This window comes from Nitratireductor sp. WH36-1 (assembly GCF_058725515.1).
This window is the reverse complement of the sequence record NZ_CM178970.1, coordinates 1,735,593-1,752,071: the sequence shown is the minus strand read 5'-3', so window position 1 is coordinate 1,752,071 and position 16,479 is coordinate 1,735,593. Positions and strand designations below refer to the sequence as shown.

21 protein-coding genes are annotated in these 16,479 nt (G+C 61.6%); 11 read left to right on the top strand and 10 right to left on the bottom strand.

Features of this window, described 5'->3' with window-relative positions; translation table 11 throughout:
* Positions 1-15: 15 nt before the first annotated feature.
* Positions 16-795 (top strand): META domain-containing protein, encoded by a 780-nt coding sequence (locus AC4PTT_RS08345; protein ID WP_206548839.1) that lies wholly within the window; start codon positions 16-18, stop codon positions 793-795.
* Positions 796-814: 19 nt separating this feature from the next.
* Here the strand turns inward: AC4PTT_RS08345 and AC4PTT_RS08340 are convergent, their stop codons facing one another.
* From AC4PTT_RS08340 to AC4PTT_RS08310, 7 genes are all read right to left on the bottom strand, one after another.
* Complete coding sequence (locus AC4PTT_RS08340) at positions 815-2,389, bottom strand: trimethylamine methyltransferase family protein (RefSeq protein WP_206554566.1); 1,575 nt, start codon at positions 2,387-2,389, stop codon at positions 815-817.
* A gap of 155 nt (positions 2,390-2,544) precedes the next feature.
* Positions 2,545-2,970 carry a hypothetical protein gene (locus AC4PTT_RS08335; protein ID WP_113156357.1) on the bottom strand — a complete coding sequence of 142 codons (426 nt, stop codon included), beginning with the start codon at positions 2,968-2,970 and terminating at the stop codon, positions 2,545-2,547.
* A 17-nt stretch (positions 2,971-2,987) separates the two neighbouring features.
* Entirely contained in the window at positions 2,988-3,374 is a 387-nt protein-coding gene (locus AC4PTT_RS08330; protein ID WP_113155548.1) for a hypothetical protein, read from the bottom strand.
* An 85-nt stretch (positions 3,375-3,459) separates the two neighbouring features.
* Positions 3,460-3,840 (bottom strand): hypothetical protein, encoded by a 381-nt coding sequence (locus AC4PTT_RS08325; RefSeq protein ID WP_492162474.1) that lies wholly within the window; start codon positions 3,838-3,840, stop codon positions 3,460-3,462.
* Positions 3,841-3,945: 105 nt separating this feature from the next.
* The gene (locus tag AC4PTT_RS08320) at positions 3,946-4,344 is read right to left on the bottom strand and encodes a hypothetical protein (RefSeq protein WP_492162473.1); all 399 of its coding nucleotides are present in this window, start codon (positions 4,342-4,344) and stop codon (positions 3,946-3,948) included.
* Positions 4,345-4,364: 20 nt separating this feature from the next.
* Positions 4,365-4,751 carry a hypothetical protein gene (locus tag AC4PTT_RS08315; RefSeq protein ID WP_206543821.1) on the bottom strand — a complete coding sequence of 129 codons (387 nt, stop codon included), beginning with the start codon at positions 4,749-4,751 and terminating at the stop codon, positions 4,365-4,367.
* Between the two features lie 9 nt (positions 4,752-4,760).
* Positions 4,761-5,234 (bottom strand): hypothetical protein, encoded by a 474-nt coding sequence (locus AC4PTT_RS08310; protein ID WP_224873591.1) that lies wholly within the window; start codon positions 5,232-5,234, stop codon positions 4,761-4,763.
* 335 nt (positions 5,235-5,569) lie between these two features.
* On the opposite strand from AC4PTT_RS08310, the gene AC4PTT_RS08305 reads away from it, so the two are divergent.
* Positions 5,570-6,268, top strand: coding sequence for a corrinoid protein (locus AC4PTT_RS08305; RefSeq protein ID WP_113155551.1), 699 nt, complete (start codon positions 5,570-5,572; stop codon positions 6,266-6,268).
* Positions 6,269-6,326: 58 nt separating this feature from the next.
* Here the strand turns inward: AC4PTT_RS08305 and AC4PTT_RS08300 are convergent, their stop codons facing one another.
* On the bottom strand, positions 6,327-6,485 hold the full coding sequence (locus AC4PTT_RS08300) for an entericidin domain-containing protein (protein ID WP_113155552.1): 159 nt from the start codon (positions 6,483-6,485) through the stop codon (positions 6,327-6,329).
* Positions 6,486-6,534: 49 nt separating this feature from the next.
* Between AC4PTT_RS08300 and AC4PTT_RS08295 the strand changes: the two genes are divergently transcribed.
* From AC4PTT_RS08295 to AC4PTT_RS08260, 8 genes are all read left to right on the top strand, one after another.
* Complete coding sequence (locus AC4PTT_RS08295) at positions 6,535-7,185, top strand: DUF1638 domain-containing protein (protein ID WP_492162472.1); 651 nt, start codon at positions 6,535-6,537, stop codon at positions 7,183-7,185.
* A 68-nt stretch (positions 7,186-7,253) separates the two neighbouring features.
* Positions 7,254-7,883: a DUF4893 domain-containing protein gene (locus tag AC4PTT_RS08290; RefSeq protein WP_206994234.1), complete on the top strand. Its 630-nt coding sequence runs from the start codon at positions 7,254-7,256 to the stop codon at positions 7,881-7,883.
* A 142-nt stretch (positions 7,884-8,025) separates the two neighbouring features.
* Positions 8,026-8,643, top strand: coding sequence for an exopolysaccharide biosynthesis protein (locus tag AC4PTT_RS08285; protein WP_224873593.1), 618 nt, complete (start codon positions 8,026-8,028; stop codon positions 8,641-8,643).
* A 159-nt stretch (positions 8,644-8,802) separates the two neighbouring features.
* Positions 8,803-9,105: a virulence factor gene (locus tag AC4PTT_RS08280; RefSeq protein ID WP_206543824.1), complete on the top strand. Its 303-nt coding sequence runs from the start codon at positions 8,803-8,805 to the stop codon at positions 9,103-9,105.
* Positions 9,092-9,691, top strand: coding sequence for a methylenetetrahydrofolate reductase C-terminal domain-containing protein (locus AC4PTT_RS08275; protein WP_206548834.1), 600 nt, complete (start codon positions 9,092-9,094; stop codon positions 9,689-9,691). The genes AC4PTT_RS08280 and AC4PTT_RS08275 overlap by 14 nt, the downstream gene beginning before the upstream one ends.
* The gene (locus AC4PTT_RS08270; protein WP_206548833.1) at positions 9,688-10,806 is read left to right on the top strand and encodes a methylenetetrahydrofolate reductase; all 1,119 of its coding nucleotides are present in this window, start codon (positions 9,688-9,690) and stop codon (positions 10,804-10,806) included. Before AC4PTT_RS08275 ends, AC4PTT_RS08270 begins: the two co-directional genes overlap by 4 nt.
* Before the next feature lie 53 nt (positions 10,807-10,859).
* Positions 10,860-11,813: a methyltetrahydrofolate cobalamin methyltransferase gene (locus AC4PTT_RS08265; RefSeq protein ID WP_492162471.1), complete on the top strand. Its 954-nt coding sequence runs from the start codon at positions 10,860-10,862 to the stop codon at positions 11,811-11,813.
* A gap of 72 nt (positions 11,814-11,885) precedes the next feature.
* The gene (locus AC4PTT_RS08260; RefSeq protein ID WP_492162470.1) at positions 11,886-13,940 is read left to right on the top strand and encodes an ASKHA domain-containing protein; all 2,055 of its coding nucleotides are present in this window, start codon (positions 11,886-11,888) and stop codon (positions 13,938-13,940) included.
* Positions 13,941-13,943: 3 nt separating this feature from the next.
* Here the strand turns inward: AC4PTT_RS08260 and ligD are convergent, their stop codons facing one another.
* Positions 13,944-14,849 carry a non-homologous end-joining DNA ligase gene (gene ligD, locus AC4PTT_RS08255; protein WP_492162469.1) on the bottom strand — a complete coding sequence of 302 codons (906 nt, stop codon included), beginning with the start codon at positions 14,847-14,849 and terminating at the stop codon, positions 13,944-13,946.
* Between the two features lie 20 nt (positions 14,850-14,869).
* A complete protein-coding gene (locus tag AC4PTT_RS08250; protein ID WP_206543830.1) occupies positions 14,870-15,769 on the bottom strand; it encodes a LysR substrate-binding domain-containing protein in 900 nt (299 codons plus the stop codon).
* Positions 15,770-15,897: 128 nt separating this feature from the next.
* On the opposite strand from AC4PTT_RS08250, the gene AC4PTT_RS08245 reads away from it, so the two are divergent.
* Positions 15,898-16,080 (top strand): hypothetical protein, encoded by a 183-nt coding sequence (locus AC4PTT_RS08245; protein WP_206543831.1) that lies wholly within the window; start codon positions 15,898-15,900, stop codon positions 16,078-16,080.
* The last annotated feature ends 399 nt before the right edge of the window (positions 16,081-16,479 follow it).

Below are 16,479 nucleotides of genomic sequence, written 5' to 3'. Positions count from 1 at the left end.
AAATTCGAGGTTTCCATGTCCTTTCAACGCCGTTCGGTTCTTCTTGGCCTTGCTCTTCTGTCCACCACGATCTGGAGCGCACCGTCCTTCGCACAGGAGGAGAGCATGCTGAAAATCACCGGTGAGCTGACCTATTTCGCGCGGATCGCGCTGCCGGAAGACGCCCTCGCCATCGTCGAGCTGCGCGAGGCTGATGCAGACGCTTCGCAGTCGGTCGCAGCGGAGACGCGCATTGCAACGGAAGGCCGGCAGGTGCCTATCCCCTTCGCGCTTTCGGTCGACCGGGAAACGCTCGACAAGGACGGAACCTATCAGCTGCGCGGCGGCATTCTTGATGGCCTCCAGCCCGGCTGGATCTCCGAGCCCGTCACCATCGACATTGCCCAGACCGAGATCGATCTGGGCACGCTGATCATGAAGCCCTACGAGGCCCCGGCCCCGTTCGGCGTTATCGGCATGGACAAGATCACGGGCACCGAATGGGTGGTCGAAGACATTGATGGCGGCGGCATCATCGACAGCTCAAATGTCACGGTGACCTTCGGCGAAGATGGCCGGGTCGCCGGCAACGCCTCGTGCAATCGCTACACGGCCGGATGGGAAGAAGACAATGGCAGGCTGACCATCAGCCAGGCCGCGTCGACCCGCATGGCCTGCGCGGAAGCGCTGATGAATCAGGAACAGAAATTCCTGGAGATTCTCGCAGACGTCACCTTCTTCACCATGACGCCTGAGGGCGCACTCGTCCTCCAGACTGTCGACGGGCGCACGCTCAAGGCCTTCCCGGCCGGCTGATTTCCGATGCCCGGTGCGCTCAGGTGAAGGCGTCGGGCATCGATTCCTTGCGCCGGGCGATGAAGTCCAGAAGCCCCTCCTCAATGCCTGCATCGAGCGGGGGCGCTTCATAGGCTTCCAGCCAGTTGCGGGCGAGCTGGTTCGCCCGCTGATGCGCCGCCTTCTCGCCTTCCGCCGCCCACTGTTCATAGGAATTGTTGTCGGCGATGGAAGAGCGGTAGAAAGCGGTCTGGAAATTGGCCTGGGTATGGGCGCATCCAAGATAATGGCTGCCCGGCCCCACTTCGCGGATGGCGTCCATGGCCTGCCCGTTTTCCGAAACATCCAGCGGTTCGCAAAAGCGCTGCTGCATGCCCAGCTGGTCGATGTCCATCATGAATTTCTCATAAGACGACACCAGCCCGCCCTCCAGCCAGCCAGCGGCGTGGAGCACGAAATTGGTGCCCGACATAACGGTCGAGTTCAGCGTATTCGCGCTCTCATAGGCGGCCTGCGCGTCGGGGATCTTGGACCCCGTCAGCGAACCACCCGTACGGAACGGCAATCCCAGCCGGCGGGCGAGCTGTGCTGCGCCGTAGGAGACCAGCGAGGGCTCCGGCGTGCCAAAGGTCGGCGCGCCCGACTGCATGGAAATGGACGAGGCGAAGGTACCGAACAGAACCGGCGCGCCGGGGCGCACCAGCTGCGTGAAGGCTGCGCCGGCCATGACCTCGGCCAGAACCTGCGTCAGCGTGCCGATCACGGTTACCGGGCTCATGGCACCGGCCAGAATGAAGGGCGTGACGATGCAGGCCTGATTGGCCCGCGCATAAACCTTGGCCGCGCCCAGCATGGTCTCGTCAAACACCATGGGCGAATTGGCGTTGATCAGATTGATCACCACCGCATTCTCATCGACGAACTTCTCGCCGAACAGGATGCGGGCCATCGACACCGTGTCCTCGGCGCGATCCGGCGCTGTTACCGAGCCCATGAAGGGCTTGTCGGAGTAACGCATATGCGCAAACACCATGTCGAGATGCCGCTTGTTGACCGGCACATCGACCGGTTCGCAGACAGTGCCGCCCGAATGATGAATGGACGGCGCCATATAGGCGAGCTTCACGAAATTGCGGAAATCCTCAATCGTCGCATAACGGCGCGCGCCATCGAGATCGCGCACGAAGGGCGGGCCATAGACCGGCGCGAATACGGTGGTGTTGCCGCCGATCTCGACCGAGCGCTCGGGATTGCGTGCATGCTGGGTGAAGGTGGAAGGCGCAGTTTTCAGGAGCGCGCGGCAGAGCCCTTTTGGGAAATGCACCCGGTCGCCCTGCACATCCGCACCTGCCTCCTTCCACATGGAGAGCGCCTCGGGATCGTCGCGAAACTCGATGCCGATCTCTTCGAGAACCGTATCGGCATTGGCCTCGATCAAGGCCAGCGCTTCTTCGTCCAGAACCTCGAAGGGCCTGAGCGTGCGGCGAATATAGGTCAGCTGCGGCCCGGGCCCTGCACCGGCCCTTGCCGCCCTGCGGGCCGCCGCACCACCGCGCTCGCCACGCCCTGCCCGTCCACGACGTGGCCGATCCTGTGCTTCGTCGTCTCCAGCCATCACCGTCATCCCACAAGCTCCCTGTCAGGGGTCCTCAAGCAATCGTGCTAACACAAGCCTAGCGTTTGCAGCATGGACTTCCATTCCGCAAGCGGCACGCGGTGTCGCAACTGGTCTGCCGGTCGCAGGGCATGGCTTGTGGACGTCAGGGCGCATCATCTTTGCCCGGCATCGGTCCAGCCCCCGCTTTCCGACCAGTCTGCCCGGTCTGCGGGCTGGTGACCGATCATCCGCGGATCAAGCCCCTGTTCCAGAAGCTTGACCTCAAGCTGCAACCGCCGCAGTTCGAGTTGATAGAGCCGGTCGCAATTGAGACGCTTCGGCCGTTCGCCCAGGGGAATGACCAACCGGCCATAAGCCGACAGCGATTTGTCGGGCGAGTTCAGGGAATCGCTGATGACGCCCGTATCGAAATAGCTTCCGCCACTGGATATCGATGAGTGACACGTCGTGCCGTCGGCCGCGCGAACTTCGTCATATCCATTGGGTGAGACGACCCCCGGCAGGGCGAAACCACTGTGGTTCTGCCTGACGGCATAGACCTGCTCGCTTGCTCTGGCTCCACCAGCTAGAGAGGCCATGCAGACGGCCAAACCGATCACAGCCGGTGTGCAATGAACTTTCCGCATATCTGTGCCTTCATACCAAGATGAGCTTCGGGAAACGGGATGCTTTCCGTGCATATCCGCACGCGACGTTCGCGCTCGCCTTCGAAATTGACCACAACAACAACCGGACGCGACTGTTTTGCTCCGAGCGTAAAAATCTGCGGCGTCACGCGTGCTTTCACGGGCCGGAATTCGGCATCGTAAACGCGCACGGCGACGTCGATCCGGTGGCTGTAAGGGTTTTGCGGATAAACGCGGACGGCAAAGCTGTCCGTATAGCTACGGACCACACCGCGCATGGGAGACATTGACTGCGAAAATGCAGGTGGCGTCGATGCGGCGAGAGCGGCACCGAACATCATGACAAACCGGAGCATGGCCGTGCCTACTCGCAAACGACCGTGACAAAGGTTTCGTATTTTCCCTTGTGAAAGATCGACTTCTGAGAGACTGCGCGCAGGTTTACAACGACATTTTCACGCCCATTTCCAGCGGGGTCTTCGTCGCCCCTGAAACACTGGAAGTCGTTGTTCCACCGCTGGTTTTATAGCTGGAAGTGAATGTCGCAGACGCATCACCAGCGGGCGCGGTGGTGAAGTTCTTCGGGTTGCGCAGATTGACCTTGAAACCAGACGAGGTGGTGTAAATGGCGGCAACACCGGCGCGACCGCCAGACGCTGCAGAATCGAGCGCATAGAAGCCATCGCGCGCCAGTTTGCCTGGGGTCTGAAACTCCACGCTGCATGTATCATCGATCACTGCTTTGAACGGAATATTGGCCTCCAATGCAGAGGCAGATGTTGAATATGGTAATAATAACAATAATGAAAATAAATACTTCACTTTAAACCTCATTTGAAAAATAAATATAGAATTCCTCAAACCAAAGAGATCGTCAAATGAAATAAAGGAACATTGCATATCTGCTTTAAAGTAGGCAGGCGCTTTTCAGCGCCTGCCCTTGTTGGTCCAGGAGGCGTCGCTCGCCCAACTGCCCGATGACCGGGAACTCATGCGCGGGTCCAGCCCCTGCCGCATGAGCTGAACCTCAAGCTCCAGCCGCTCGATCTCCAGCTGATAAAGCCGGTCGCAGTTAAGGCGCGTCGGCCTTTCTCCCAAGGGCACAACGAGACGGCCATAGGCCGATACGTTGTCATTCGCGCCGCCAATGACGCCGGAATCGAGATACGCACCGGAACCGGACATGGAAGCGCGACAGGTGGTGCCATCTGCGGCACGCACTTCGTCAAACCCGTTTGGCATCGTGACGCCCGGCAGGGTCACGCCTGTCTGGTTCTGATTGATGATGTACTGATCCTCTGCCTGGCTGGCAGCCGCACCAGCCAACAGGAAACACAGGGCCACGCTCAATTGGCGCGGTAAGCGATGAAGCGTCCACATATCTGGGCTCTAATCCTCGTTTTCTGATCGGGAAAGGGAATGCTCTCCGTGCAAATCCGCACGCGTCTGGTTCTGCTCTCGCCGAAATCGACGGAGACCAGAACAGGACGCGACACATCGCTCCCCAGCATCATTTTCGAGGGTACGACCTTCGCCGCAATCGGTCGGAAATCCTCGTCATAGACCCGCACCGCCACCTCTATGCGATGGCGGTACGGATTGTGCGGGCGAACCCGCACGGCGAAGCTGTCGGAGAAGCTTCTGATCTCCCCGCGCATCGGTGTCATGGATTGTGCTGCGGCAGGCGTGACCGTCGCCAGAACGACGATCGCCGCGACAAACTTCGCCATCATGGCTGCCTCCTACTCGCAGGTGATCGTGACGTCGGCGATGTAGGTGCCGACGGCAAAGATCCCCGTGGACTTCGTCGCCGTGAGGTCGACGCTAGCCATCGTGAGGCCCGTTGAAAGTGGGGTCAAAGTTGGACCAGGAATATCCGTCACGCTGGTCGCGCCCGTCGTCGTATACTTGGATGCAAAAGTTACATGAGCATTGCCGGTCGGCGGCGCCGAGGAAAATGCGGTCGGCGCCGTGGTCGATAAGGAGTATCCCGCGCCCGTCGCCAGAACGGATGCGCGACCGGCTATGCCGCCGCTCAAATCGGAACTCAAGACGGTAAAATCACCGCTGATACCCAGGGTTCCCGGAGAATCCACCGTAATGACACAGGTGGAATTGACCTCTCCACGGAACGGGATAACGCCACTGGCGGCAAAGGCGATGGATGGTGAAGCAAGCACCGTGAGAACGGCACCCGCCACAAGGGACATACGCATATGCGACTCCTACTTGATACGCGTGGGCCGCCCCTTGAAGAAACACTACCATGGGAAGCATTTTAGAAAAGAAGAATGTAATCTAAAGTTGCATTTATTCCTAATCATGGTTAACAGTTTTATCGCTTTCCGAACCCGCGAACGCGCGCCATCCGAAGCGGGGGAAAGATACCAGCCGCCCCTCCCCCGTCGCTTTCCCTGCGCTGCAGGTCGCAAATCAGCCATGGGAACCGGCAGATCGCGCCCTATTCTCCTTTGAGACGCATGTTTGCGAGCAATCCGGAGCGCGGAACGGGAAGCCCTGCCCGCGCAATGTGAGCAGCGGGAGCCAGAGAATGTCCGACGACGAGATCATCCTGTCCGAGCTTGCGGACGACGAACTCGTGCAGCAGATGCATGACGACCTCTATGACGGGCTCAGGGAGGAGATCGAGGAAGGCACGCGCATTCTTCTGGACCGGGGCTGGAAGCCCTATGAGGTTCTGACCGAGGCACTGGTCGAAGGCATGCGGATCGTCGGCGAGGATTTCCGCGACGGCATTCTGTTCGTTCCCGAAGTGCTTTTGTCAGCCAACGCCATGAAAGCTGGCATGGCGATCCTGAGGCCCCTTCTGGCCGAAACCGGCGCACCCAAACAGGGCAAGATGGTGATCGGCACCGTGAAGGGCGACATTCACGACATCGGCAAGAACCTCGTCAGCATGATGATGGAGGGCGCGGGCTTCGACGTGATCGACATCGGCATCAACAACCCGGTCGAGAACTATCTGGCGGCAATCGAAGAGCACCAGCCCGACATTGTCGGCATGTCGGCGCTGCTGACGACGACCATGCCCTATATGAAGGTCGTGATCGACACGATGAAGGAAAAGGGCATCCGCGACAATTACATCGTTCTGGTGGGCGGAGCGCCGCTCAACGAGGAATTTGGCCAGGCCGTGGGCGCGGACGCCTATTGCCGCGATGCGGCGGTGACGGTGGAAACCGCCAAGGAACTGATCAGGCGCAAGCACAATCTGACGGCCGGCGCCTGACCTTCTTCAAGGCCGGGCGGTGCCCGAAATGCTTCAAGGCCGGGTGTTGCCCGAAATGTCAGTTGGCGGCGCGCACGACATTGCGACCGGCATTCTGGGTCGCATCGACCGCATTCGCCGTATCCTGACCGACGCCGCGGATCGTGTTGGCGCAGCCGGCTGCAGAGCCTGCGACCAGAACGAGGATCGCCAGACGGGAAAGAGTGGAAAGTTTCATGGTTTATCTCCCTCACGGATAGACCGCCCGAACAGACTGGGCCGCCACGATGAATGAACGCGCAAAACCGGAAAAAGTTCTCAGCCCCGCGAAAGTTCCCGTCCCGGAGCGCGTTCTTGTCATCGCCTGCGGAATGATTGCGCGCGAAATCCTTGCGGTGCGCGACCGCTACGGCTTCGACCATCTGGAACTCACCTGCCTGCCGGCGGAATTTCACTACCGCCCCGAGCGCATCGCGCCTGCCATGGACAAAGCCATCCGGGAGGCGCGTGCGCAGGGCTATCGCCACATTTTCGCGGGCTATGCCGATTGCGGCACGGGCGGCGGGCTCGACCGGGTTTGCGAAAAGCATGGGGTGGAACGCATAGAAGGCCCGCACTGCTTCGCCTTCTATCAGGGGCTTTCCCGCTTTGAAGCGGTTGCCGAGGCGGACATGCTCTCCTTCTACATGACGGATTTTCTCTGCCGCCAGTTCGACGCGTTTTTCATGAAGCCGATGGGGCTCGACCGGCACCCGGAGCTCATTCAGGACTTTTTCGGCAATTATCAAAAGCTTGTCTATCTGGCGCAAACGGAAGATCCTGCGCTTGAGGCCGTGGCGCAGAAGGCGGCGCGCCTCCTTGGCCTCGCCTATGAAAAGCGGCAAACCGGGTATGGCGACCTGCCGGCAGCCCTTGCGGGGGCGCTGCAAAAGCACTGACGCTTCGGAAACCGCCATGAAATGGTTACATTGGCGGTGCTTTGCTGACCTGCGTTCCGGAGAAACTCATGCACCGTCTCATCACCATTTCACTGGCGCTCGGCCTCATGGCCGGCGCGGCCAATGCCCAGTCGCTGGTTCAGGAAAAACTCGACATGGAGCGGGCCGGTTTTGAGAAAGACACGGTCGTACAGAAGATCACCTATCGCGATGCGGCGCGGCTTGATGCCTATGAGCGGATGCGCGGCGAGGCTTTCAAACAGGCCAGAGCCGGCGGCGCGGCAGAAGACATCGCGCTACTCGACGAGATAGACGGGCGGCAGAAGCGCTCCTTTCAGGGGCTCGACCTCTCCGGCGCGTGGCAATGCCGCACCATCAAGACCGGGGGGCTTGCGCCACTCATCGTCTATGGCTGGTTCGGGTGCGAGGTCAGCGATGACGGATCGGGCTGGTTCTTTGAAAAGCTGACCGGATCACAGCTGACGGACGGACATTTTTTCGACGATGGCGATTCGCGCATGATCTATCTCGGCGTCTTTTCGGTGAGCGGCGATCAACCGCCCGCCTATGGCGCAGGGCGCGACACCGATCAGGTGGGCTATGTTTTCCGCGACGGCGAAGCGCAATGGCGCATTGAATTTCCAGCGCCGGAGCGAGAATCCATCCTCGACATCATGGAAATTCGACGGGCGCAATAACATATCGGATGGGGGCGGAAGCTTGCAGCCATTGTCATGAAGGCTTAACGGCATTCGAACAAGACTGTTTGACGTCCCCTTTGGGATTCGCAGGGCGGGCACGACGAGTACGATGAAAGCTGAGGGAACGGACTTGGACACGGTGTTGGGCGCACCGCCCGCTGAGCTGCCGCCGCGCCGGCTGTCGCGCATCTTCCGCGACCTGGCAAAACGTGCAGAAGACAAGGTTTCCATCGGCGAAATCCGCCAGGCGCTCGGCGATCGCAGCTTTGCGACGCTTTTCGTGTTCTTCGCCTGCCTAAATCTCCTGCCCTTCCCGCCCGGCAGCACGGTGATCCTGGGACCGCCGCTGGTGCTGATTGCAATTCAGATGGTGATGGGCAACCGCACCGTCTGGCTGCCCAATTTCCTGCTCAACAAATCCATCGGGGCCGACAAGTTTCGCCATATGAGCGAGCGCTTCATTCCCCGGCTGATCCTCGTTGAACGGCTGATCAAGCCGCGTTACTGGCCGTTTGCGCGGGACCATGCAGACCGGGTCATCGGCCTCATTGCGCTGGTTCTCTCGATTGCGGTGACGCTGCCGATCCCGCTCGGCAACTGGTTCCCGGCCTTTTCCTGCGTGCTGGTGGGCCTCGCGCTTTCGGAGCGTGACGGCATCCTTCTCAGCATCGCCATCACATGCGGCGTGCTTTCGCTTCTGGTGATTGCCGGCGTCGTGGTCGGCGCCAGCATGATGGCCGGCGCCGTGATGCACTAGATCGCCCTTGTGCGCCCCACAGGACGCACAAGGGACGATCCGGACTATTGCCGTTCCACCTTCTTCCACGTCGCATTTGAATGCGCGCGCGTCGCCCGCCAGCAAGCGGGCGCGCAATGCATTCGGCAATGCTGAAAACGGAGGAAGGAACAAGCGCTTATGGCCAATCTGATCGTGGTATACTGGCGTGATATCCCCGCGCAGGTGATCGTCCGGAAAGGACGGCAGAACGCCAGGCGCGAACTGCCGCTGCGCTTTACCGAGGCGATAGACATGTGCGCCATGCGGGTGGGCGCGCGCGACAGCGACGCCTATCTGGCCGAGTGGCGGCGCGGCGATCCGGTTTCCGTCAGCGACGATCTGGAGGCGGAAGCCGACAGAGCACTCGAAACCATCGAGCGCGATTATGACAGGGCGCGCCTCGTGGCGCTCGTCAAGGCAGGCGGTCATGACGGGAAATGACAGCACAAAAACGACCACGGTAACCCAGGCGACGCTGGTGAAGAAAACCCGCGAGCGGCTTGCCTACCGGCCGGCTGACGTGTCGCCGCTGCGGCGCGTGCAACGACGCTACACGATGCGGCGCTGGTCGGTTCGGCATGCGCGGTTTCTCGAATGGGTCTATGCGCGCTTCTCCAGCCTGTTTCTGGCGCTGCATCCGTTCTGGAACGCCGTCGGCTATGCGCGGGCTGAAAAGCCGGTGAAATTTGTTGAACGGCAGGTGAAGGGCCTGATGTTCGACTGCCGCATGTGCGGCCAGTGCATCCTCTCCTCCACCGGCATGTCGTGCCCGATGAACTGCCCGAAACAGTTGCGCAACGGCCCCTGCGGGGGCGTGCGGGCCAATGGGCACTGCGAGGTGGAGCCGGACATGCCCTGCGTGTGGGTGAAGGCCTGGGAAGGCGCACAGGCAATGCGGAATGGCGATGCGATCCTCGACGTGCAGAAGCCCGTGGATCAGTCACTGCGGGAGAGCTCGGCCTGGCTGCGGGTGACGGCGCGGGCCGCACAGGAACGCGAAAATGCAGCCGGGAGCAGTGCCGCATGAGCCCGCGCCCGCCGCAGATCGATGAGAACCCCGAGGGCGTCGACCTGCCGCTGGAGCCCCTGCCCGGCCACGCCTCACGCGGGCGGCTGGAACGCGTTCTGCGGCGCGGAGAGTTTGCAGTGACAGCGGAGCTGAACCCGCCCGACAGCGCCAATGCGCAGGATGTCTACGAGCGGGCGGCGATCTTCGACGGCTGGGTGGACGGCATCAACGCGGTGGATGCGTCGGGCGCGAACTGCCACATGTCGTCCATGGGCATCTGCGCGCTGCTGACGCGCATGGGCTACGCCACCATCATGCAGATCGCCTGCCGCGACCGGAACCGCATCGCCATTCAGGGCGACGTGCTGGGGGCCGCCGCCATGGGCGTGAGCAACATCATGTGCCTGACGGGCGATGGCGTGCAGGCCGGCGATCAGCCGGGCGCAAAACCCGTGTTCGACCTCGACTGCATGTCGCTTCTGGAAACCGTTCGGACCATGCGCGACGAGGAGAAATTCCTGTCGGGCCGCAGGCTCACCACGCCGCCGGCGGTGTTTCTCGGCGCGGCGATCAATCCGTTCGCCCCGCCCTGTGACTTTCGCCCGCAGCGGCTCGCCAAGAAGATCGCCGCCGGCGCACAGTTCGTGCAGAGCCAGTATTGCTACGATGTGCCGATGCTGAGGGAATACATGAAGCGCGTGCGCGACATGGGGCTTGATGAAAAATGCTTCATCCTTGTGGGTGTCGGCCCGCTCGCATCGGCAAAGACGGCACGCTGGATCCGCACCAATGTGCCGGGTGTGCACATTCCCGACGCCGTGATCGCACGGCTTGAAGGGGCCGAAAACCAGAAAGAGGAAGGCAAGCGCCTGTGCATCGACATCATCAATGAGGTGAAGGAGATCGAAGGCGTTTCCGGCGTTCATGTCATGGCCTACCGGCAGGAGGAGTTCGTGGCCGAGATCGTGCACGATTCAGGCGTCCTGAAAGGCCGCAGGCCATGGAAGCGCGAACCCGGTCTGGACGATGCGCTGGTCGCCGAAAGGCTCGACCATATTCTGCATGACAACCCAAGCGAACGACCCGTGGAGATGGTGAAAGACGCCAGCGAAACGAGTGTCGATACGAATTGAGATCATCGATCAGCGACATGAAGCGCGTTTCATGTCTCCCAGGAGGACAGTGAATGACCCGAACCATCGTCGCCTCTGCCACAAAGGAAGTCGTGATCGGCTTCGACCAGCCCTTTTGCGTGATCGGCGAGCGCATCAACCCGACCGGGCGCAAAAAGCTCGCCGCAGAGATGGTCGCAGGCAATTTCGAGACGGTGAAGAATGATGCGCTGGCACAGGTGGCCGCCGGTGCAACCATGCTGGACGTGAATGCCGGTGTGACGGCGGTCGATCCCAACGCCACCGAACCCGGCCTTCTGGTGCAGACGCTGGAGATCGTGCAGGAGCTGGTGGACGTGCCGCTCTCCATCGACTCTTCCGTTTCCGCTGCCATCGAGGCCGGGCTCAGGGCTGCCAGGGGGCGTCCGCTGGTGAATTCGGTGACGGGCGAAGAAGAGAAGCTGGAAGCCATCCTGCCGCTGATCAGGAAATACGATGTGCCGGTGGTCGCCATTTCCAATGACGAAACCGGCATTTCGGAAGATCCCGATGTGCGCTTCGAAGTGGCGAAGAAGATCGTCCAGCGCGCCGCCGATTTCGGCATTCCCGCGCATGACATCGTGGTCGATCCGCTGGTGATGCCGATCGGCGCCATGGGCACGGCCGGCCAGCAGGTGTTCCGGCTGCTCAGGCGGCTGCGCGAGGAATTGAAGGTGAACACCACCTGCGGGCTTTCCAACATCTCGTTCGGACTGCCGCACAGGCACGGCATCAATGCCGGTTTCATTCCGATGGTGATCGGGGCCGGCATGACGAGCGCCATCATGAACCCCTGCCGCCCGCAGGAAATGGAGATGGTGCGCGCGGCCAATGTGCTGAACGGCACGGACCCCAACTGCTCCCGCTGGATCATGACCTATCGCGACCATCAGCCAGCTGCGGCTGGAGCAGCGGCCCCCGCTGCAGCACCTGCCTCGGGCAGCGGGCGGCGGCGCGGCGGACGCGAGGCGCGCCGCGCACGGGAGTGAGATAACCTTGGACATACCGACATGCATAAGGGCATCGGACATGACACAGGCTCCCGGCATGCGGGGATGGCCATGAGCGACGACCCGCTCGTGCTCTTCATGCCGTCGGGCAAGCGCGGGCGCTTTCCCAAAGGCACGACAATTCTGGACGCGGCGCGACAGCTTGGCGTCTATGTGGAGAGCGTATGCGGCGGGCGGGCGACCTGCGGGCGATGCCAGATCGAGGTTCAGGAAGGCCAATTCGCAAAGCACAGGATCACGTCCTCCGAGGATCACATCTCGAAGGTTGGCCCGCGCGAGGCGCGCTATGCGGAGAAACGCTCCATGCCGGCGGGACGCCGCCTCTCCTGTTCGGCAACAGTCGAGGGCGATCTCGTCATCGACGTGCCGCAGGATGCCGTCATCAACGCGCAGGTGGTGCGCAAGGATGCCGACACCCGCATCATCGAGCGTCGCCCGGCGATGCACCTTTGTTATGTCGAGGTGGAAGAACCCGACATGCACCGGCCGCTCGGCGATCTCGACCGGCTGAAGGCGGCGCTCCAGAAGGACTGGGGCTTTGGGCGCATCGAGGTGGATGCACACTTGCTGGCGCAGGTTCAGGGCATCCTGCGCGCCGGCCAGTGGGCGGTCACCGCAGCCGTGCATCAGGATGCCGAAGACGACATTGCAAGGCTCGTGGCGCTGTGGCCGGGACTGAAGAACGAAGCCTATGGGCTTGCCTGCGACATCGGCTCCACGACCATCGCCATGCATCTCGTATCGCTTCTTTCGGGCCGCGTGGTGGCGTCTGCCGGCGCGTCAAACCCGCAGATCCGGTTTGGCGAAGACCTGATGAGCCGGGTTTCCTATGTGATGATGAACCCGGACGGGCGCGAGGCCATGACGCGCGCCGTGCGGCAGGAAATCTCGAAACTGGTGCAGAAAGTGGCGGACGATGGCGACATCGAACGGCATGACATTCTCGATGCGGTGTTCGTCGCCAACCCCATCATGCACCACCTGTTTCTGGGGATCGACCCGACGGAGCTGGGCGGCGCGCCCTTCGCGCTGGCCGTGTCGGGCGCGGTGAAGCTCAAGGCCGACGATCTCAGGCTGAAGCTCAACCCCGGTGCGCGAACCTATCTCCTGCCCTGCATCGCCGGCCATGTGGGCGCGGACGCTTCTGCCGTGACGCTGGCAGAAGGTCCGCACCGGCAGGACGAGATGATGCTGATTGTCGATGTGGGCACCAATGCGGAGATCGTGCTTGGCAACCGGGCGCGCGTGGTGGCTGCCTCCTCGCCGACAGGCCCTGCCTTCGAGGGCGCCGAGATTTCCGCCGGCCAGCGCGCCGCCCCCGGCGCCATCGAGCGGGTGCGCATCGACCGCGAAACACTCGCTCCGCGCTATCGCGTGATCGGCTGCGATCTCTGGTCGGACGAGCCCGGCTTTGCCGAAGCGCTGGGCGAAACCGGCGTAACCGGCATTTGCGGTTCGGGCATCATCGAGGTGATTGCGGAGATGTATCTGAGCGGCATCATCTCGGAAGATGGCGTGGTGAACGGAGCACTGGCAGAGACGAACCCGCGCATCATCGCCGAGGGACGCACCTTCTCCTACGTTCTGAAGGAAAGCGGACCACGGCTGACCGTGACCCAGAACGATGTGCGGGCGATCCAGCTCGCCAAGGCCGCACTCTATGCAGGCATCAGGCTTTTGATGGAAAAGCAGGCGGTGGCGACGGTGGACACGATCCGCTTTGCCGGTGCATTCGGCTCCTTCATCGATCCGCTTTACGCCATGGTGCTGGGGCTCATTCCCGATTGCGACCCCGACCGGGTTTCAGCTGTGGGCAATGCTGCGGGCACCGGCGCGCGCATGGCGCTTTTGAACCGCGACCACCGGCGCGAAATCGAGGAGACGGTGAAGCGCATCGAAAAGATCGAGACGGCGCTGGAGCCGAAGTTCCAGGAGCATTTCGTGCACGCCATGGCGCTGCCCAACAAGATCGACGCCTTTCCCAGGCTGGCCGAACGGGTGACCCTGCCGCCACGACAGCTGGCGGATGCGCAAAACGGCGATGGCGAAGCGCGCCCGCGCAGACGCTCACGCGAAGAACGCGCGGCGCGGCGGCGGCGCGACTGAGTATCAGCCGGCGTCAACCGCGCTGAGCATGTCCGCAGTGATGGACTGACGCCAGCGGGCGCTTTCAGCCCATGGATCGGGCTTGGAGAGCCGTGCCGCCATGTCGGCAAGCGTGAAGGCGTTTGCGGCTTCGATGCTTTTCAGTTCCGCCCATGAAACGGGCGTCGCCACCGGTGCGCCGGGTCTGGCCCGTGTCGAATAGGGTGCGATGGCGGTTGCGGCGCGCTCATTGCGCAGCCAGTCGACAAAGACCCGCCCTGTCCGTTTCTCTTTGGAGGCTTCCGCCAGAAAGCGATCCGGCTCGTCCTCCGACAGTTTGCGCGCGAAGCCGTGTGCAAAACGCTTCACATCAGGCCATTCGCGCCGGCGCTCCAGCGGCGCGACCACATGAATGCCCTTGCCGCCGGTCAGGAGCGGCTGACTTTCAAGGCCGAGATTGGCAAGCCGCTCACGCACGGCGAAGGCGGCGCTGCGAACGGCAGCGAAATCCAGTTCTTCATCCGGATCGAGATCGAAAACCAGCCGGTCCGGCGCGTCGAGACGGTCAATGCGCGATCCCCAGACATGGAACTCCAGCGTGCTCATCTGCACGGCGGCGATGATTCCGGCGAGATCGTCAATATGGAGATAGTCGTCGCGCTCGCCGCTCTTCTCGGTGATCTCCAGGCGCCCGACCGCTTCGGGAAAGCCTTTGCCGCCATGGCGCTGGAAGAAGCAGGGACTGCCCTGCCCGTCCGGGCAGCGCACGAGGCTGACGAGGCGCTTTTCAACATGCGGGAGCATGCGTCCTGCGACACGCTCATAATGGCGCGCCAGATCCAGCTTGCTGATGCCGGCCTCGCCAAACAGCGCCTTGTCGGGGCTGGAGAGCGCAATGCCGGCAAGCTGCGGCCGATCATTCGAACGCATCGTATATGGCCTCCCCGTGTTCAGGCCCGATTGTCCTCCACGAAGGCATCGAAGGTGGAGCGGATGTGGTCGGCTGCGGCCTTTACCGGCGCGGAAGCGTCGGGTGCGACGACCATGCCGATGTGATAATTGCCAAGTTTCGGCAGCCCGTCCTTGACGCCCAGTTCCACCAGATCTCCGTGCAGGAAGGATTTGGGAAGCGGCGCGATGGCGAGATCGGAAAGGATGGCGGCGCGCTGGCCTGCCGTATGGGCGCTCATATAGGCGATGCGATAATCGCGGCCGTCTTTTTCCATGGCCTTCAGCGCGCCGGCGCGCCAGGCGCAACCCTCTTCCCAGATGGAGAGCGGCAAGGGTTCGCGCAGATGGGCGCTTCCGCCCTTTGCGCCGGCCCAGACGATGGGCTCGGTGTAGACGATCTGCACGCCGTTTTCAGCGGAGTCGTCCGTGCATGTGAGAAGGGTGAGATCAAGTTGCCGGTTGGCCATGCGCTTGCGCAGATTGAAGCTCTGGTCGATGACCACGTCGACGGCAATGGCAGGGTGGGTTTCTGCAAAACGCTTCAGGACATTTGGCAGGATGCGCTCGCCGTAATCGTCCGGCGATCCTAATCGTACGATGCCGCTGATGTCGGGCATGACGAATTTCGAGACGGCTTCACGGTTTAACGCCAGGAGCCTTCTGGCGTAGCTTAATAATAACTCGCCGTCGGAGGTGAGCGATACCGAACGCGCGTCACGCACGAAGACCGAGCGCCCGAGCATTTCCTCAAGCTTCTTGATCTGCATCGAAACCGCCGATGGCGTGCGGAAGACGGCGTTGGACGCCGCAGTGAAACTGCCCGTTTCCGCAATCGCGACGAAGGTTCGCAGAACGTCCAGCTCCAATAAGGGAACGGGATGATTGACGGGAGCGTTCATGGCGTTCTCCATTCAATAACTTTGAACGAAAGCATCATTCGATTGTGTTTGATTGAACATCAACCTTGCGGCATAGTCAACAGCGTCAGGCAACGACGAGAGGCGAAAGCCAACCAAAGGAGAAGACGATGTCTGTTTTCACACGCGTCAATCATTTTGTCCGTCACTACCGCACAGCCCTCAACCGCCGCCGCACCGAGCGTCTGATCGGCACATTGCCGGCAGAGATCCGCAAGGATATCGGCTGGCCCAGCCAGTATACGGGCCTTCAATCGGATGGTCAGGACAACCGCGGCATCTCGCGGCTCTGAACAACGGGGCATCAAACAGGAGTGCGTTCAATGATATCGCTGGGAAAAGCCCTTAAAGCGGTGCGTGATTTCGCGATTGAATTCGACGCAATGACGCATCATGCAAAATACGGCCTCCGTCCAACGGAGAAGAAGAACGCGTCGTCGACCAGACACGCGGACTGAGATGGCCAAATCCGCCACGCGCTTAGTTGCACCCGCAGCCAGACCATCCCTGCATTGAAAGACCCCGGCCAAACCACCGGGGTCTTTTTTGTCTCCGGTGGCGCTGAAAACACCACGATTTCGCCGAAAATGTCGTTTTCCCGGCGGAGCGCTTCGCATTTCCCATGCAACAGCGCCCGCGCAGCGGTTAGTTTCCCGCCATCGAACGAGCGACCCCATTCCATCACGCATGGA

Bases quoted from the DNA above. Each gene is read 5' to 3' on its own strand.
- AC4PTT_RS08345 (WP_206548839.1), top strand. From the start codon at position 16: ATGTCCTTTCAACGCCGTTCGGTTCTTCTTGGCCTTGCTCTTCTGTCC.
- AC4PTT_RS08340 (WP_206554566.1), bottom strand. From the start codon at position 2,389: ATGGCTGGAGACGACGAAGCACAGGATCGGCCACGTCGTGGACGGGCA.
- AC4PTT_RS08335 (WP_113156357.1), bottom strand. From the start codon at position 2,970: ATGGCCTCTCTAGCTGGTGGAGCCAGAGCAAGCGAGCAGGTCTATGCC.
- AC4PTT_RS08330 (WP_113155548.1), bottom strand. From the start codon at position 3,374: ATGCTCCGGTTTGTCATGATGTTCGGTGCCGCTCTCGCCGCATCGACG.
- AC4PTT_RS08315 (WP_206543821.1), bottom strand. From the start codon at position 4,751: ATGATGGCGAAGTTTGTCGCGGCGATCGTCGTTCTGGCGACGGTCACG.
- AC4PTT_RS08310 (WP_224873591.1), bottom strand. From the start codon at position 5,234: ATGCGTATGTCCCTTGTGGCGGGTGCCGTTCTCACGGTGCTTGCTTCA.
- AC4PTT_RS08305 (WP_113155551.1), top strand. From the start codon at position 5,570: ATGTCCGACGACGAGATCATCCTGTCCGAGCTTGCGGACGACGAACTC.
- AC4PTT_RS08300 (WP_113155552.1), bottom strand. From the start codon at position 6,485: ATGAAACTTTCCACTCTTTCCCGTCTGGCGATCCTCGTTCTGGTCGCA.
- AC4PTT_RS08295 (WP_492162472.1), top strand. From the start codon at position 6,535: ATGAATGAACGCGCAAAACCGGAAAAAGTTCTCAGCCCCGCGAAAGTT.
- AC4PTT_RS08290 (WP_206994234.1), top strand. From the start codon at position 7,254: ATGCACCGTCTCATCACCATTTCACTGGCGCTCGGCCTCATGGCCGGC.
- AC4PTT_RS08280 (WP_206543824.1), top strand. From the start codon at position 8,803: ATGGCCAATCTGATCGTGGTATACTGGCGTGATATCCCCGCGCAGGTG.
- AC4PTT_RS08275 (WP_206548834.1), top strand. From the start codon at position 9,092: ATGACGGGAAATGACAGCACAAAAACGACCACGGTAACCCAGGCGACG.
- AC4PTT_RS08270 (WP_206548833.1), top strand. From the start codon at position 9,688: ATGAGCCCGCGCCCGCCGCAGATCGATGAGAACCCCGAGGGCGTCGAC.
- AC4PTT_RS08265 (WP_492162471.1), top strand. From the start codon at position 10,860: ATGACCCGAACCATCGTCGCCTCTGCCACAAAGGAAGTCGTGATCGGC.
- AC4PTT_RS08260 (WP_492162470.1), top strand. From the start codon at position 11,886: ATGAGCGACGACCCGCTCGTGCTCTTCATGCCGTCGGGCAAGCGCGGG.
- ligD (WP_492162469.1), bottom strand. From the start codon at position 14,849: ATGCGTTCGAATGATCGGCCGCAGCTTGCCGGCATTGCGCTCTCCAGC.
- AC4PTT_RS08250 (WP_206543830.1), bottom strand. From the start codon at position 15,769: ATGAACGCTCCCGTCAATCATCCCGTTCCCTTATTGGAGCTGGACGTT.
- AC4PTT_RS08245 (WP_206543831.1), top strand. From the start codon at position 15,898: ATGTCTGTTTTCACACGCGTCAATCATTTTGTCCGTCACTACCGCACA.